This window comes from Lacinutrix himadriensis (assembly GCF_001418105.1).
In the GTDB taxonomy this organism is placed as follows: Bacteria; Bacteroidota; Bacteroidia; order Flavobacteriales; family Flavobacteriaceae; genus Oceanihabitans; species Oceanihabitans himadriense.
Genome location: NZ_LIQI01000017.1, coordinates 94,295 through 111,574 on the forward strand (window position 1 = coordinate 94,295; position 17,280 = coordinate 111,574).

Annotated in this window: 17 protein-coding genes and 1 pseudogene; 10 read left to right on the plus strand and 8 right to left on the minus strand. The window is 32.9% G+C overall.

Features of this window, described 5'->3' with window-relative positions:
- Positions 1–125 precede the first annotated feature (125 nt).
- Entirely contained in the window at positions 126–1,103 is a 978-nt protein-coding gene (locus tag AMD28_RS05105; protein WP_152975551.1) for a hypothetical protein, read from the plus strand.
- A 68-nt stretch (positions 1,104–1,171) separates the two neighbouring features.
- Here the strand turns inward: AMD28_RS05105 and AMD28_RS05110 are convergent, their stop codons facing one another.
- Positions 1,172–2,467 carry an exo-beta-N-acetylmuramidase NamZ family protein gene (locus AMD28_RS05110; RefSeq protein WP_055443086.1) on the minus strand — a complete coding sequence of 432 codons (1,296 nt, stop codon included), beginning with the start codon at positions 2,465–2,467 and terminating at the stop codon, positions 1,172–1,174.
- An 8-nt stretch (positions 2,468–2,475) separates the two neighbouring features.
- On the opposite strand from AMD28_RS05110, the gene AMD28_RS05115 reads away from it, so the two are divergent.
- Both AMD28_RS05115 and AMD28_RS05120 read left to right on the plus strand, forming a co-directional pair.
- Entirely contained in the window at positions 2,476–3,711 is a 1,236-nt protein-coding gene (locus AMD28_RS05115) for an ABC transporter permease (protein WP_055443087.1), read from the plus strand.
- Between the two features lie 335 nt (positions 3,712–4,046).
- Positions 4,047–5,027 (plus strand): PLP-dependent cysteine synthase family protein, encoded by a 981-nt coding sequence (locus tag AMD28_RS05120; protein ID WP_055443088.1) that lies wholly within the window; start codon positions 4,047–4,049, stop codon positions 5,025–5,027.
- Between the two features lie 148 nt (positions 5,028–5,175).
- On the opposite strand, the gene AMD28_RS05125 is transcribed toward AMD28_RS05120, so the two are convergent.
- The 7 genes and pseudogenes from AMD28_RS05125 to AMD28_RS05155 all read right to left on the minus strand — a co-directional run bounded on the left by AMD28_RS05125 (position 5,176) and on the right by AMD28_RS05155 (position 9,846).
- Positions 5,176–5,895, minus strand: coding sequence for a 3-ketoacyl-ACP reductase (locus AMD28_RS05125; RefSeq protein ID WP_055443089.1), 720 nt, complete (start codon positions 5,893–5,895; stop codon positions 5,176–5,178).
- An 86-nt stretch (positions 5,896–5,981) separates the two neighbouring features.
- Positions 5,982–6,628 (minus strand): annotated as a pseudogene (locus AMD28_RS05130) (DsbA family oxidoreductase).
- 8 nt (positions 6,629–6,636) lie between these two features.
- Positions 6,637–7,533 (minus strand): hypothetical protein, encoded by an 897-nt coding sequence (locus AMD28_RS05135; protein WP_055443090.1) that lies wholly within the window; start codon positions 7,531–7,533, stop codon positions 6,637–6,639.
- Between the two features lie 14 nt (positions 7,534–7,547).
- The gene (locus AMD28_RS05140) at positions 7,548–7,925 is read right to left on the minus strand and encodes a DoxX family protein (protein WP_055443091.1); all 378 of its coding nucleotides are present in this window, start codon (positions 7,923–7,925) and stop codon (positions 7,548–7,550) included.
- Between the two features lie 105 nt (positions 7,926–8,030).
- Positions 8,031–8,594: a carboxymuconolactone decarboxylase family protein gene (locus tag AMD28_RS05145; protein WP_055443092.1), complete on the minus strand. Its 564-nt coding sequence runs from the start codon at positions 8,592–8,594 to the stop codon at positions 8,031–8,033.
- Positions 8,595–8,669: 75 nt separating this feature from the next.
- Positions 8,670–9,233 carry a TetR/AcrR family transcriptional regulator gene (locus AMD28_RS05150; protein WP_055443093.1) on the minus strand — a complete coding sequence of 188 codons (564 nt, stop codon included), beginning with the start codon at positions 9,231–9,233 and terminating at the stop codon, positions 8,670–8,672.
- A gap of 124 nt (positions 9,234–9,357) precedes the next feature.
- Positions 9,358–9,846: a P-loop nucleotide/nucleoside kinase family protein gene (locus tag AMD28_RS05155; protein ID WP_055443094.1), complete on the minus strand. Its 489-nt coding sequence runs from the start codon at positions 9,844–9,846 to the stop codon at positions 9,358–9,360.
- 106 nt (positions 9,847–9,952) lie between these two features.
- Between AMD28_RS05155 and AMD28_RS05160 the strand changes: the two genes are divergently transcribed.
- The 7 genes from AMD28_RS05160 (at position 9,953) to AMD28_RS18845 (ending at position 17,255) form a co-directional block, all read left to right on the plus strand.
- Positions 9,953–11,224: a DUF2851 family protein gene (locus tag AMD28_RS05160; protein ID WP_055443095.1), complete on the plus strand. Its 1,272-nt coding sequence runs from the start codon at positions 9,953–9,955 to the stop codon at positions 11,222–11,224.
- Positions 11,225–11,401: 177 nt separating this feature from the next.
- Positions 11,402–11,629 (plus strand): PspC domain-containing protein, encoded by a 228-nt coding sequence (locus AMD28_RS05165; RefSeq protein WP_055443096.1) that lies wholly within the window; start codon positions 11,402–11,404, stop codon positions 11,627–11,629.
- Between the two features lie 3 nt (positions 11,630–11,632).
- Entirely contained in the window at positions 11,633–12,658 is a 1,026-nt protein-coding gene (locus tag AMD28_RS05170; protein WP_055443097.1) for a potassium channel family protein, read from the plus strand.
- 91 nt (positions 12,659–12,749) lie between these two features.
- Positions 12,750–14,360 (plus strand): alanine/glycine:cation symporter family protein, encoded by a 1,611-nt coding sequence (locus AMD28_RS05175; RefSeq protein WP_055443098.1) that lies wholly within the window; start codon positions 12,750–12,752, stop codon positions 14,358–14,360.
- Between the two features lie 39 nt (positions 14,361–14,399).
- Positions 14,400–15,284 (plus strand): ComEA family DNA-binding protein, encoded by an 885-nt coding sequence (locus tag AMD28_RS05180; RefSeq protein ID WP_055443099.1) that lies wholly within the window; start codon positions 14,400–14,402, stop codon positions 15,282–15,284.
- Positions 15,285–15,306: 22 nt separating this feature from the next.
- Positions 15,307–16,476: an acyl-CoA dehydrogenase family protein gene (locus AMD28_RS05185; RefSeq protein ID WP_055443100.1), complete on the plus strand. Its 1,170-nt coding sequence runs from the start codon at positions 15,307–15,309 to the stop codon at positions 16,474–16,476.
- 227 nt (positions 16,477–16,703) lie between these two features.
- Positions 16,704–17,255, plus strand: coding sequence for a carboxypeptidase-like regulatory domain-containing protein (locus tag AMD28_RS18845; protein WP_241492445.1), 552 nt, complete (start codon positions 16,704–16,706; stop codon positions 17,253–17,255).
- Positions 17,256–17,280 lie beyond the last annotated feature (25 nt).

A 17,280-nucleotide genomic window follows, 5' to 3' on the forward strand; every position in this document is an offset into this window, starting at 1 on the left:
TCGTCTGTAAAACTTGGTATTCAACGAATATTTCTTCTTAAGCCATATATAAGTGTCTTTTTTTTGTAAATTAATGTAATCTTTGAATCGGATTTTGATTAATAGCGCTTATCAAATTCAATAAAATGATTAAATTAATTCACGTAATGAAAGAGGGGAAAATTACGATATTATGCTTGTTTATGTTCATGATGGCATTTAGTACATCATTTGCTCAAAACACAGTATATTCTACAATTGCAAAAAATGTTAACTCAGAAGCTAATAGTTTACAACACAATTTAAATAGAGCAGGAGATACGCTTCATTTAAGTAGTGATTTCAATCTTTATAAAGTAGAGTTTATTGGTACATACGCATCTAAAGTTTTTGAAGTAGAAAGAGGTTTAAAAAAGACTAGTATTCCATTGGCATCTATTCCTGTTGGAGAATACACTATTGCAGCTTTTCAAATAGAAAAGAGTGATGACATATACCAATACCAAAAAACTATTGTTTTTAGAATTTCTAGACTTTTACCAATTGAAGATCCTATAATAGAAGAAGAGCTAATTGCTGAGGTTACGCCAGAACCAGAAATTATTGAAGAAGAACCAATAATTAAAGAGGAAGAAGCAGTTGTTGCAGAAGCAATAGCAGAAGTGCCTGTTAAAAAGGAAAGAAAAGAGGAGCCAATAATTAAAGAGGAAGAAGCAGTTGTTGCAGAAGCAATAGCAGAAGTGCCTCTTAAAAAGGAAAGAAAGAAAGATCCAATAATTAAAGAGGAAGAAAAGGTCGTTGCTGATGTAATAGCAGAAGTACCTGTAAAAAAGGTAAGAGTTAAAAAAGAAGTAACACCTAAAAAGAAAACTAGAGTTGCTACTCGTACGCCAAAACCTAAAAAGGAACCTATAGCGCAGGTAAAACTTGTAAAAGAGGAAAAGATAGTTAGAACGAAACCAGAGAGACAAACTAGAGTTGTAGAAAGAAAAAAACCTAGTTTAGATTCTACAGAATATAAAAGTTATAACCTTACTAATGGAAGAAATGGTCGTTATGCTGTGCAATCTCGTGAAGAGTATAGAGCAGAAAATTTAAGACCAAACGGAGAACCATACAACTAGGTTGAATTAGTCACAAAGCAAATTCATTTGCAAGTATTTAAAGCCTTTAGATTTTTTCTAGAGGCTTTTTATTTATACAATAAATAGGCTTGTCGCATAGCATCATAAGTTGCTAAGCCTCTAACCCAAGTTTTCTTAATCTCGTAAGCAGTATGCTTGCTTTCAATTTGCTTTTGTAGTTCTCTAGTTCCAGCTAGCTTGGTAAAGAAGTTGTTGAAAAATGTTTCCTTATTTTCTGTAGCCTGATACGCTTCAATAATATAGTTAAGGTCTAATCTACTTAAATACTTACTAGTGCTTAAATCCATACCATAACAGACTTTATTTTCATGTTTTGGGTACTTAGATCCTTCGTTTGGTTTTGGTGTAAAGGTATAAGTATACGGAAACATTTTAGTGTCTAAAAAAGGACTACCAAATATTTGAAACTGCTTATCTGTTCCTCTACCTGCACTTACGTTTGTTCCTTCAAAAAAGCATAAGCTAGGATATAAGTTTATAGATTTTGCATTAGGTAAGTTTGGCGAAGGTTTAATTGGTAATTGGTAAACCGTATCGTGTGTGTAATTTTTCATAGCAATTACAGTAATATCACATTGTATATTATTTTCTAACCACTTTTCGCCATTAATCATTTTAGCATATTCACCAATAGTCATTCCGTGCACCACAGGAATAGGATGCATACCAACAAAACTTTTGTGTTCCATTTCTAAAATAGGACCATCAATATAATGACCATTTGGATTTGGTCTATCTAAAATTAAAACTGGAATATTTGCTTCCGCGCAAGCTTCCATCACATAATGTAAAGAAGAAATGTAGGTGTAAAAACGAGCACCAACATCTTGAATATCAAAAATCACAAGATCTAAACCTTTAAGCTGTTCTGCCGAAGGCTTTTTGTTTTTGCCATATAACGAAACAATTGGCAAACCTGTTTTGGTATCTATACCATCCTTAACTACTTCACCAGCATCTGCAGTTCCTCTAAAACCATGTTCTGGAGCAAATACTTTTTTTACATCCACTTTTAATGCGATTAAAGAATCTACAAGATGTGTGTAGCTTTTGCCTTTTGTCTTTTTACTTGTTTCTTTAAATACCACACTAGTCTGATTGGCGACAATACCAACACGTTTTCCGTTTAGTAAAGGCAAATAGGCTTCGGTTTGGTTTGCACCTAGAATTAATTCTTTGCTAATAATCTGCTGTATGCTATCCTGCTGCCCTTGTAGAAGGATCTCGTTTTTAGCCATAACTTCCATATTAGAACTGCTAGCTTCAGATTTTGCCTTACTTCCGCAAGAAATTAATACCAAAACAAATAATAAAACTGTATTTTTGAAAACATTAAATCGCATAATCTAGTTTGAATTTCGAGTTTTTTATAGCTAAACGCATTATTGATAGTAAAGCGTATAAAAGTAGTGTTTCGGCACCAATAATAAAAATTGGAATCGCGGCAATTGCTGTTGGTATCATAGTGATGATGATCGCGGTTGCCACAGGAATTGGTCTGCAACAAAAAATTAGAGATAAAGTTTCGGCTTTTAATGGACATATTATTATTTCTAATTTCGATAGTAATAACTCGCAAGAAAGCGGAAAACCAATTTCTACAAAACAAGATTTCTACCCAACATTTAAAAATGTAGATGGCATAAAAAACGTGCAAGCAGTGGCATCTAAATTCGGAATTATTAGAACCGAAACCGATTTTGAAGCCATCATTGTAAAAGGGGTAGGAGCAGATTATGATTGGGATTATTTTCAAGAATTTTTAATCGAAGGCAGATTACCAGATTATACCAAAGAGAGAAATCAAGACGTGCTAATTTCAGAAGATTTAGCAAAACGCATGCAGTTTTCTTTAAACGATACGTTTACCACTTTCTTTAGAAAAGAAGATCCTAACGCAATGCCAATACCATTGCGATATAATATCGTTGGTATTTACAATTCCGGATTAAAAGAATTTGATGAAACCTATGTTATTGGAGACCTTCGTCATATACAACGTTTAAACAAATGGGAAGCCGACCAAGTTGGAAGCTTCGAGGTTTTATTAGAAGATTATTCGCAATTAAACGATAAATACAGAGAAGTCTTTCAAAATACACCGTCTTTATTAAACGCAGTAACGGTAGAACAAAAACATGCTTCTATTTTTGAGTGGATTCGTATTTTCGATAAAAACACCTATGGTATTATAGGTATCATGATTCTAGTTGCAGGAATAAACATGATAACCGCATTACTGGTTTTAATACTAGAACGCACAAAAATGATAGGTATTTTTAAAGCGCTAGGAAGTAACAATTGGAGCATTCGTAAAATGTTTCTATACAACGCAGGCTATATTATTTTAAAAGGATTGTTTTTGGGAAACCTAATAGGACTAACCTTACTATTCGCACAAAAATATGGAAAAATATTCCCGTTAGATCCTGCCGTATATCACGTAAGTGAAGTGCCTGTTTATATCAGTTTCGGTTATATTATAGCATTAAATATTGGAACCTTTATTCTGTGTTTACTCATGCTATTAATTCCGTCTTACCTCATTACCAAAATTTCGCCAGTCAAAGCCATTCGTTTCGAGTAGGTTTTTCTTAACAGTCTCAGTATTCTGTCTTCCGTCTAGTTAATCTTTCTCTGTGAAAACTCGGCAATTCTCTGTGTATCTCAGTGAAATGGTTTTTCAAGAACATACAAGCCAGCCAGAAGTGTTTTTATAAGTTGGGCGTTTACTACTGCGCAAAAGCTTCGTAGTACCGCGCTTTCACAAGTCGCTCTTTTCAAGGAGCTCCAACAATTGCTCAATCGCTAACGCAAAATAAAAACTCACTTTTAACTTTTAACTATTCCCTTTTAACTATTTTTGCACTTCGAATAAAAGGTTGAATTAAAAAAAGATTCCCGTTTTTAAGGGAAGAACACATGGAATACGCAAATAACATACTAGAAACTATTGGTAACACACCATTAGTAAAACTAAATAAATTAACAGCAGACTTACCTTGTTTGGTGCTAGCTAAATACGAAACTTTTAATCCAGGAAATTCTGCTAAAGACAGAATGGCTTTAACCATGATTGAAGATGCAGAGGCTGACGGACGTTTAAAACCAGGAGGGACTATTATAGAAGGAACTTCAGGAAATACCGGAATGGGATTAGCACTTGCTGCCATTGTAAAAGGATACAAATGTATTTTTGTAATTAGCGATAAGCAATCTAAAGAAAAAACAGATGTACTTAGAGCACATGGAGCAGAAGTTGTTGTTTGTCCTACAGATGTTGCACCAGAAGATCCAAGATCTTACTATTCGGTTTCTAAACGTTTGGGAGAAGAAACACCAAATTCATGGTATGTAAACCAATATGATAATCCGAGTAACGCAAAAGCACATTACCAAAGTACAGGACCAGAAATCTGGAAACAAACCGAAGGAAAGATTACGCATTTTGTGGTTGGAGTAGGAACAGGAGGAACTATTTCTGGAGTTGGTAAATACTTAAAAGAACAAAATCCAGATGTAAAAGTTTGGGGAATTGATACCTACGGATCTGTATTTAAAAAATACCACGAAACAGGAATCTTTGATGAGAAAGAAATTTATCCTTATGTAACCGAAGGTATTGGAGAAGATATCTTACCAAAAAATGTAGACTTTTCTATTATTGATGGATTTACTAAAGTAACCGATAAAGATGCAGCTGTATACACACAAAAACTAGCGTTAGAAGAAGGTATGTTTTTAGGAAATAGTGCAGGAGCAGCAATAAAAGGGCTACTACAATTAAAAGACGAATTTAAAAAAGACGATGTTGTAGTTGTTCTTTTTCATGATCATGGAAGTCGTTACGTTGGAAAAATGTTCAATAACGATTGGATGAAAAAAATGGGTTATTTAGATTAGTTTTTTAATTCCCTCGAAGGAAGCAATTTCACTATTTAAACGAAATCATATTGTCATGCTGAACGGGTCTCAGCATCTATAATAAATAAAAAACCTCCTAAATTTTAGGAGGTTTTTTTATGTTTTCAAATGTATATCCAACAATACATTACGGATTGGTAGACCATAAAGCAGCACTTTTAAGCATCGCTCTTCTTGGTAAGTTTAATCCAGCAACTATTAATTCTGCAAAATCATCAGGTTGTAAAACGCTATCTTCCGAATCTTTACTTGCAATACCTAAATCTATTGACATATCTGATGCGATAGTACTTGGTGTTAATGTACAAACTCTAATATTGTTTTTACGAACTTCCTTCATTAAAGATTCCGACATACCAATTACTGCAAATTTAGATGCCGAATATGCAGAGGTAGTTGCATTTCCAGATAAACCAGCAGTAGAAGATATGTTTATAATATCTCCTTCATTTTTATCTATTAAATAAGGTAAAACCTCTTTAGTAACATAATACATTCCCATTACGTTGGTTTGTATTATCGCACTCCATTGCTCTACATCCATTTCATTTAAAGTACCAAAAGCAGCAATTCCTGCATTGTTTACCAAAATGTCTACAGATCCAAGTGCATCTACTAAATCTTTAATCCCTTTTTTTACTTCGTCATAATTACCAACATCAAAAACAGCATAAACAGCGTTTACACCTAAAGCTTTTATTTCGGCAACGGTTTCTTTTAAACCTGCTTCATTTCTCCCTGTGATAGCTACATCGATTCCTTCTTTTGCAAAAGCAATTGCAGTCGCTTTACCAAGACCTCTTCCGCCTCCAGTAATTATTGCTTTTTTATTTTTTAAGTTTTTCATTTGTATTATTTTTTGAATATTCAAAAGTAAAAATCTTAAGGTATCATACCTAACTATTTTACTTTCTTTTCATTGTTTTTTATGTTTTAAGATGCATTAACCAAATCGGTTAATACTTTCTTAAAAACATCTACAGGTTGTGCTCCTGTTACTGCACTCTTTTTATTGAATACAATAGTTGGTACAGAATTCACTCCTGCATTTTGCCAAAAAGCTTCTTTGTTTTTTATTTCGTCACGTATTTCTTGATCATCTAATTTAGACATCGCTTCTGTTGCATCTAAACCAACATCTAATAATGCTTGTTTTAAAACCTCTCTTTTAGAAACATCTTTTCGTTCGCTAAAAAAAGCAGTCGTTAATCGCATTTTTAATTCGGTTTGCTTACCAAAGTACTTGGCATATTCTAATAGAATATGTGCTTCAAAAGTGTTAGACATACGCATTTCATCAAAATAATCGAAAGTAAAACCTAGTTCTTCACCAGCTTCAATCATTTGTTGTTGTGATGCTTTTGTTGTTCTAAAGTAGCACCATATTTTTCAGCAATATGTTCTTGTACATTTTGTCCTTCTGCAGGCATATTCTGATTTAACTCAAAAGGTTGCCATTCAATTTCTACTTGATCTTGAATTCCTAGTTCTAAAATTGCTTTCTCTAAACGTTTATATCCAATAGTACACCAAGGACATACTACATCTGAAACGATATCTATTTTTAATTTCTCTTTCATTTTGCTATTTATTTTTTTGGTTTATCATTACCAATAGACGGTATGTTTTTAAAAGGACGAAGGTCTTCTAACGGAAAACTATTCCATTTAAAATCGCTTATTAGCAATTGATGTACATAATTTGTAATGTCATTAGATGGTTCTCCAATTTGTGCGGTTTGCTTAAAAGGAATTAAGATGCCATCTATATTTCTGTAGTCGTCAAAGTGCAGCGAACCATACATAAAAGCTGGTGTTGGTTTATAGTTATCTCTAGTGGTAAAGGTTAAAGCCTCAATTAATCCGCTTTCTTTACCAACCCAAACTACATATTGATCGTAGTCTTTGGTTGCTGCATTTCCCCAACTGACAAATACTTTTTCTATTTGCTTGCCTTTTAATTCGGCTGTTCCTGCATATCTAATAAACGGAGCAGTATCTAATCGGTTTCCAATTTCAATAAAATAATGTAAAGCAGCAGTTATAAACGTTAATCCGGCATTATCGGTTACATTTGTATTAAACGCATTATCCGTACTTTCATAATAATCCCAAGACTGTATACCAGCTTTAAAGCCTTTTTGGTTCCCTTCAAGAACCTCTATTTGTCCGTCAAAATCTCCAACACTAAAACGTAAAGCCATTTTATCTCCATTCCAACGATACGGATTTCCTATTTTACCAAGCATACCAGCCCAATGGTCTGTAGCTTCCATAGTATAGGTTGTATAATCACTTATTTTATCCATGCCTTGTTTCTTAATAGCATTTTTAAGTAAGGTTTTGGCATGTGTAATTTGCGCTTCGGTTTGTGTGTTGTTTTTTATCTCGGGAGTTCTTAAGTCGGCAACCCAAAAGGTACTAATTAATATAAAGGTGAGTAAAACTAAAAATATAACAAGGATTATTTTGAGAGACTTTTTCATTAGAAAAATGGTGTTTACTGTTTAATATTCTTTAGTTTGTAAATAGCCAATAATGCAAGTATTACTGCAATAATGACTAGAACGATCTTTGGCTCAGGTCTAGCGAAAAACTCTAAAGATAAAGCGGTTATCATGGTGATTAATAATAAAGTATATGCTATTTTTCCAATAGTTTTATTCTTTTGAATAGCAAAAAATAAGATAAGAAGTGCTAAGCCTATTTCAGAAATACCAGTAAATATTCTAAAAAAGTCTGCATCAATATACAATGCCTTTTCAAACTGATTAAAGCCTGCAACACTTTGTGGTTTTCCTAGTAATTTAGGTATAGCAAAAAAGGTCATGAGACCTATGGCTATTATATTTATTATTTGATCTTTTATGTTTTTCATTCTAATGTTAAAAATTTGGGGACTCTTGCATTTGTACTTCAAAAATAAACCTCCCGAATTAACGGAAGGTTTACAGCTATTAATCAATATCTGTGGTTCTAGGGATTAAGAAACCACATTCTCTTTAGACCAAGCAAAAGGTTTAAAAGGTGCATCTACTGCAGTATTTGCAATATGATTTGTGTAATTACTAATTACCTTTTGAGATAAACCTAAGATGATCTCTAATACTTGTTGTTCACCATATCCTACTGCATAAAAGGCAGCTAAATCTTCTTGATTTACATGACCACGGTTACGAGTAATTGCTAATGTTAATGTACGTAAAGCTTCTAATTTTGCATCTGCAAGAGGTGTTTCGTTACGTAATGCTTCGGTAATAGCATCATCTACTTTCATCATTTTTGCAATTGCTGTATGTGCAGGTACACAGTAATGACATGCGTGCTCTACATTAATGGTTTGCCATACGACAGTTAATTCGTCTTTGTTAAAAGAAGTTTCTGTAAATAATTTATGAATGGTTTGGTACGCTTCTAAAATTCCAGGAGCTCCAGCTAATACACCATGTAAACCAGGAATCATCCCGTTTGCTTTAAGAGATTGCTCTAATAATGCTTTGCTACCTTCTGGTGCAGACTCGATGTTGTGAACTTTTAATGTTGTCATAATTTTTCTTTTTTAATTTGTTATTAATTGTGTTTTATTTCTAAACAATCGTTTAGTTATTTGATAAAAAAAAGTTTAGATATTCATAAATGTCATTTCTATGTAATCTTCAATTTCTTTTTGAGTATTTACTCTTGTTGCAGCAGCTAAACCATGCTTTGCTAGAACTAAAAAGTTAGCCTGTTTTAATATGGTTTCTTCATCTTTAGAAGTATCCATTTTTAATTTTTCAATGAACAAATTTTTAACACCTTCCATAAAGGAAGTCATCTCTTCATTTATTAATGCATCTTCTATTCCTGAAAACTCATTATAGGTATTGGTTAATAAGCAACCTTTTTCGTTTCCTTCTTGCTCACATATTTTTGCCGAGTCGTAAAAGAACTGCTTGATATCTTCCACACCATTAGATGCTTCTTTAAATGTATCAAACATTGTTTTTGTTTTAGCTTTGTAGCTTTTTAGGCTTTCTAAAAAAACACCATACTTATTACCAAAACTAGAATAGATAGAAAACTTATTAATGCCCATTTCTTTTTCAAGCATTTGCATAGAAGTGTTTTCATAACCATTACGCCAAAACAAAAGCATTGCTTTGTCTATAACTTCTGATTCTATATATTGTTTCTTTCTAGCCATGTTTACTTTCTGTATAATTAGATATATTTCTAATTACAGGACAAAACTAACCAATCGTTTAGAAATAAAAAAACGTTTTAACATTTATTTGTGTTTTCGGCTTGATGATGTGGTTATTATAGGCTTACTCCGTAATCGTTACTCCGTCTTTCATTTCTAATTCGGTTGGTTTTTCAAACCACGTTTCCATAAAATCAAAATCGGATTTACTGACTTCAAATTCAAAAGTATCTCCTTTTTCTTCGTTTCTTTTTAATACTCTTTCTAATCTAGCTGCTTTACTAATATCTAAAAAGTGTGTTTTTATTTGGAAGTCATGCAAAGCTGCAAATTTTCTAAACTTTTCACGATGCGCTAATTTAGAAAGACCTAAATCTAAAATAGCATCGGTATTTGCGTTTTCTAATTGCGTCACTAAATCTAAAATGATTGTTTCTGCTCTTTCTATTCTTTCTAAAAACCAATCCAATCCGTCATCTGGCTTTTTATCTGCAAGAAATAAGGTGTTGTTCCAGGTGTCTATCGAAAATATAATTCCTTTTGTTGCTTTCTTTAGTTGGTTGGAGTAGGTGGTTTTTCCGGAACCAGTGTTGCCTAGGATGAGGTGGATCATTTTATAATAGCTATGATTAACAAAACTATCCTATTTTTTTGAAAAATAAAAAAACAAAGAACGAAGTCTTTTTTGCCATGTAAATCACATTATGTATTTTAGTATAATGATAGAAAATTTTCTACATTATATTTGGCAGCACAAAAAGTTTACGCATAGCAATTTAAAAACAGCAGCCCAAGAACCAGTTTTTGTGCTACAAGTTGGTACACATAACCATAATACAGGTCCAGATTTTCTTAACGCACAAATTAAAATTGACGACCAACTTTGGGCAGGCAATGTAGAGATTCATATAAAATCTAGCGATTGGTTTTTACACAATCATGAGCAAGACAAAAATTATGATAGTGTTATCTTGCATGTCGTTTGGGAACATGATATTGAAATACACAGAAAAGACAATACCGTAATTCCAACAGTAGTACTAAAAGATGTGGTTAGTAAAACGGCTTTGCAGAATTACCAAAAGCTGTTTAGTAAAAAACAAAAATGGATTAATTGCGAAAATGATTTTGCTAGTATCAGCGATTTTGTATTGAGTAATTGGTTAGAACGTTTGTATTTTGAGCGTTTAGAACGAAAATCTACAGCAATTACACAATTACTACAAGTCAGTAAAAATAATTGGGAGGCTGTGCTGTTTAAAATGCTTGCTAAAAACTTCGGACTAAAAGTAAATGGGGATGCTTTTCTAAGTCTGGCGAGCTCGTTTCCTTTTAACTTGGTGCAAAAGCTACAAACCAAACAAAGTAGTTTAGAGGCTTTGCTTTTTGGACAAGCAGATTTGTTAGAAGGCAATGTACAGGATTTGTATTATCTGGAACTTAAAAAGGAATACCAATTTTTAAAACAGAAGCATAACTTGTCGGGAGCAAGCGTAACTCCTTTTCAGTTTTTTAGATTGCGACCTCCAAATTTTCCGACCATTCGTATTTCACAACTAGCAAGTGTGTATGCTTCACAATGCAGTTTGTTTTCAAAAATAATAAACGCAACTACAAAAGCCGAAATTTATAACTTGTTTGCGGTTACTACTTCTTCGTATTGGGAAAATCATTTTACATTTGGTAAAGTTTCTAAAACATCTAAAAAGAGAATTACAAAGTCGTTTATAGATTTACTCATTATAAATACTATTGTGCCCATTCAGTTTAGTTATGCAAAACAACAAGGTAAAGATGTTGCGGATGCTATTATTAGTATTATTCAAGAAATAGCTTCCGAGAAAAATAGCATTGTTACCAAGTTTCACGAATTAAAACCCTTAGGGAAATCGGCCATGCATAGTCAGGCATTATTGCAACTCAAAACCGAATATTGCGATAAAAATAAATGTTTGCAATGTGCAATTGGTAGTAGTTTGATTAAGGGGTAGTATTCAGTCTTAGTATTCAGAGGCAGTTTCCGTATGCCGAGTTAATATCTAAAATTTAGAAATAATTCTTCAGAAAAACATTTGTGTATTCGTGGTTAGAACAAACAATAACTATGGATTTCTATATTTTAAATTCGGATTTAGAATAAATTCAGGACAATTAACTAAATTGCAGTCATGAACATTTTTTATCGCATTCTCTTATATTTTCAAAAACATGGTTATTATGTTTGTCAGCGTATTGCAGATAGATTTGGTATGCGAGCAAAAGTGGTAAGAACTTCGTTTATATATCTAACTTTTGTTACCGTTGGTTTTGGCTTTGCTTTGTATTTGTTTTTAGCTTTCTGGATAAAAATAAAAGATATCGTGTACACCAAACGAACCTCGGTTTTCGACCTATAACGTATGATTAGCCCTTTTATAAGATTTTTTAGAACTAGAATTTATACTGCAATAAGTTTGCTAGTAATACTACTCGCTGTTGGTGTATTAGGTTTTAGACTGTTGTCTCATTTTTCTTGGATTGATGCGTTTTACATGACCGTAATAACCATTACAACAGTAGGTTTTGGAGAAGTGCAACCTCTAGATCCAGTATCTAAAATATTCACTATTTTTTTAATATTAACGAGTATTATCATTGTTGGTTATGCCTTATCTGTAATCACAGAATATATTTTAAGCAAAAATAATTTGGAAGAATTAAAACAAAAAAAGATGCAAAAAACAATAGATACACTTGCTAATCACATTATTATTTGTGGGTATGGAAGAAACGGGAAGCAAGCAGCAAAAAAACTGCTAGCCTATAAAAAGCCTTTTGTTGTCATTGAAAAGAATAAAGAAGTTATTGATAAATTTGAAAGTGAGCAAATACCTTTTATATATGGTAATGCAAATGAAGATGAAATTTTATTAGAAGCAGGAATAGATAGAGCAAATACTTTAATTTCTGCATTACCAAGTGATGCCGATAATTTGTTTGTGGTGCTTTCTGCTAGACAAATGAATACCAATATGCGTATAATTAGTAGAGCATCTGAAGAAACATCTTATAAAAAACTGAAATTCGCAGGTGCAAATAATGTGATACTTCCAGATAGAATTGGTGGCGATCATATGGCATCTTTAGTGGTGGTTCCAGATTTAATCGAATTTATAGATAATTTAGGGATTGTAGGAAACTCTAATATAAACATTGAAGAAATAGTAGTCGAAAAACTATACGATACCAATGTAAGTATTAAAACAATAAGAGATTTAGACTTACGTAGAAAGACAGGATGCAATGTAATAGGATATAAAAATGGAGACGGAGAATATATTGTAAATCCAGAAGCAGATCAGAAGTTAGAAGCTAATGCTAAGATAATTGTGCTTGGCAGACCAGAACAAATCAAAGAATTAAATACCGTGTACAACTTACACTAGACTCCTATTTTAACAGCTTATGCTTTAAAAAATCATTTTTTTTTAGCATCTTGCTAACTTAAATCAAAATTTTAACTAACTAAATTATATCATGAAGAAATATCTTCTTACCATTTTTACATTCATTTTACCATTTATAAATTTTGCGCAAGAGGCGCAAGAGGTTGGTATTGACCAGAAAATTGACCAAATTTTTGGCGATGCAACAGGATGGTTTGTGAATTTTATATTCTATCAGATAGATTTTGGTGGTGAGGTTAAAGTGTTTTGGGTATTGTTCCCTTTAATTCTTGGAGCATTATACTTTACATTTTATTTTAAATTTATCAACTTCACAAGTTTTGTTACTTCTGTAAATATTGTTAGAGGAAAGTATGATGATTTAGAAGGAAGAGAAGATCATAAAGTAGAAATTGAAAAATCAAAATTTACAGACGAAGATGATAATCCAGATACGATTAGAGTAGAAGGGCATGAAGGAGAAGTAAGCCACTTTCAGGCATTAACAGCAGCATTATCTGCAACCGTAGGTTTAGGTAATATTGCAGGAGTTGCAATTGCTGTATCTATTGGTGGAGCAGGAGCTACATTTTGGATGATTGTTGCAGGATTTTTAGGAATGGCATCTAAATTTGTAGAATGTACATTAGGTGTAAAATATAGAGATATAGGGGAAGATGGAACCGTTTATGGTGGACCAATGTACTACCTAACGAAAGGATTAAAAGCGAAAGGACTTGCAGGTTTAGGAAAAGTACTAGCGGTATTATTCGCGATTTTTGTAATTGGAGGATCTTTTGGAGGTGGAAACATGTTTCAAGTAAATCAAGCTTTTCAACTAGTTGAAAGTATTACAGGTGGAGACGCTTCTTTTTTACATGGTAGAGGATGGTTATTTGGTGTAGTAATGGCTGTACTAGTTGGTATTGTTATTATTGGAGGAATTAAAAAGATTGCTAAGGTTACCGATAAGATTGTACCTTTTATGGTTGTTATATATGTAGCAGCTTCTTTATTTGTAATATTTGCAAATTACCATATGGTAGGTGATGCTTTTGCAGCTATCTGGGATGGCGCATTTAGCCCTGAAGGTGTTGCCGGTGGAGCAATTGGAGTTTTAGTACAAGGATTTAGACGTGCAGCATTCTCTAATGAAGCTGGTGTTGGTTCTGCATCTATTGCGCATTCCGCAGTAAAAACTAAATATGCAGCAAGTGAAGGTATGGTTGCTTTATTAGAACCATTTATTGACACTGTAGTTGTTTGTACTATGACCGCTTTAGTATTAATTATTACTGGTAATGTAACAGCTGCAAATGCAGGATTAAATGATGCACAAGCAATTTTATTAACTTCTGGAGCATTCGAATCTGTTATTTCATGGTTCCCGTATGTACTTACTGTTGCAGTAGTATTATTTGCATTTAGTACCATGATTTCTTGGTCTTATTATGGGTTTCAAGGTTGGGCTTACCTTTTTGGTAGATCTAAAAAAATGGAATATGCATATAAATTATTATTCTGTGTGTTTGTAGTTATTGGTTCTGCAGCAAGTTTAGGTTCTGTAATTGGTTTTTCAGACGCCATGATCTTTGCTATGATGGTTCCTAATATGATTGGTCTAGTTTTATTAGCGCCAAGAGTACGTGAAGAATTAATTAAATATAAAGACGCTATAAAAAATAGAGTTATAGAAAAATAAATATTTTTTTGTAACTTCATCTAAACTAAACTGTTTAAGATGAATACTTTTAAATCCCATTTTGTGTTTACTAAAAAACAACGAAATGGGATTTTTCTATGGTTAGCAATTATCATTGCGGTACAGTGTTTTTCTTTTTTTAACGATTTTTCTTCGGAAGAAATTCCCGTAAACCAAAAGCAATTAGCCCTTTTTGAAAAGGAAATGGATTCCCTTCGTACAGTAGAAATAGAAAACCGGAAACCGAAGATATATCCCTTCAACCCAAACTTTATTACCGATTATAAAGGCTATACTTTAGGAATGACAAGCATCGAAATTAATAGATTGCTTCAGTTTAGAAAACAAGATAAATGGGTGAACTCGGTGAAACAGTTTCAGCAAGTCACTAAAGTTTCCGATTCCCTATTAGATAAAATATCTCCATTTTTTAAATTCCCAGAATGGGTTACCAATCCAAAACCGAAGACCTATACCAAGTATACAACGAAGAGCGATTCTGATACCCTAAAAACATTTCAGCAGAAAATAGACTTAAATACCGCAACCGCTAGTCAGTTACAAAAGGTAAGAGGGATTGGCGAAGCATACTCCAATCGCATAGTAAAATATAGAGACAAGCAAAACGGTTTTATTGCAGACGTGCAACTACAGGAAGTCTACGGACTAAAACCAGAAGTCATTACACGTATTACTAATGAATTTACTGTAAAAACCCCAAAAGCAATAGATAAAGTATCTGTTAACAAAGCAACAAGGGATCAGTTGGTGAATATACCGTATATCGATTACGAGGTTGCACATCAAATAATAGAACAAAGAGTGTTGCGGGACGGTTTTCAATCTATTGAAGAATTAACAAAAGTTAAAGGCTTTCCAGTAAAAAAAATCGAGATAATTAAATTATATTTGACTCTAAACTAGAATATAATAAAAAATCAACTTTATGAACAACATGTACTTCACAGAAGAGCATCAATTATTTAGACAAAGTTTACAAGACTTCTTAAAAAAAGAAGTGGTTCCACATATAGATAAATGGGAAGAAACTGGAACTGTAGAACGTTTCATTTGGAAGAAATTCGGAGAAATGGGTTTCTTTGGTTTAGCATATCCAGAAGAATATGGCGGATTAAACCTGGATTTATTCTATACCGTTATTTTATTAGAAGAATTACAAAAAATAAATTCTGGCGGATTTGCAGCTAATATTTGGGCACATACCTATTTAGCAATGACACATGTTAATAAAGAAGGAAGCCACGAAATAAAAGAAAAATATTTAACAGCAAGTATCACTGGAGATAAAATAGGTTGTCTTTGTATTACAGAACCTTTTGGAGGATCTGATGTTGCAGGAATGCGTACAACGGCAATTAAAAAAGGAGATACGTATGTACTTAATGGTTCTAAAACCTTTATTACCAATGGCGTATATAGTGACTATTTAGTAGTTGCTGCTAAAACAGATCCAGACGCAGGACATAACGGAATGAGTATGTTTATCATGGATAGAGATACTCCAGGAATCTCTGCTACCAAACTAGATAAATTAGGATGGAGAGCAAGTGATACTGCAGAAATTGCTTTCGATAATGTAACGATTCCAGCAAGTAATTTAATGGGTGAAGAAGGAAAAGGTTTTCCATATATCATGCAACATTTTGCTTTAGAGCGTTTAATTATGGGAATTAATGCACACGCAAGAGCAGATTATGCTTTAGAGTATGCAAGACAATATATGAGTGAACGTACCGCATTTGGAAAAACAATAGACAAGTTTCAAGCATTACGTCATAGCTTTGTAGATCTGTATGCCGATATGGATATGTGTAGAGAATATAACTACTCGGTGGCTAACAGACTTAATAAAGGAGAGTATGTGGTAAAAGAAGCAACCATCTCTAAATTGAAGTCTACAAAAATGGCAGATGACGTTGCATACCAATGTATGCAGTTTTTAGGAGGTTATGGTTATATGGAAGAATATCCAATGGCACGACTTTTGCGTGATAGCAGATTAGGACCAATTGGTGGAGGGACAAGCGAGATTCTTCGTGAAATATTAGCAAAAATGGTTATAGATAAAAAAGAATATAAACCTGCTGCAAAATAATTCCATTACCATTTTCACTAAAATTGTAGCCCAATTTTGATGAAATGGTAATAGATTTCAAAGTATATAAACCTGCTGAAAAATTATTTCAGTAGTATTTTAAAAATCGCTACATTGTTTTTTTTACAAAATAATGTGGCGATTTAAGAATCCTTTAAGATGAAATACTAATTAGTATTCCAAATCGTTAACTAAGAAAATGGCCCTGAAACTATTAAACTTATACTATGCAATTTAAAAACACAAAACAATTAGCTGTTGTTATCTTACTTTTTTTAGGAGTTACCAGTTACGCGCAAACCGAACTTAAAAATACCGTTGTAGATACATTAGACTCTTTTCCTATTGCAAGCGCAAGTGTCTATATTAAAAATACAACCATTGGTACCGTAACCAATATAGATGGTAATTTTGTACTGCAAGTGCCAGAAAAGCACGAGCAAGACACACTTGTCGTTTCTTCTATAGGGTATTCTACCTTTAGAATTCCAATTCAAGAATTTGATGCTAGTGCTCCAATATTTCTATCCGAAGAGCAAGCTTCTTTAGACGAAGTGGTTTTAATAGCAGAAGCAAGACCAAAAACAGGAAACGAAATTGTAGTCAAAGCAATTTCAAAATTAGAACGAAACCTTCCGGATTCCTCCTACATTCAAAAAGGATTCTTAAGACATAAAGAACGTAACAAAAACGAATTTAAATGGCTAATCGAAAGTGCGATAACGGTTTATGATTCTGGTTATACGTCAAAAAGTGCCGACTATTTAAAAATTATGTAGACCAAGTCCGTAAAAGTTATGACCT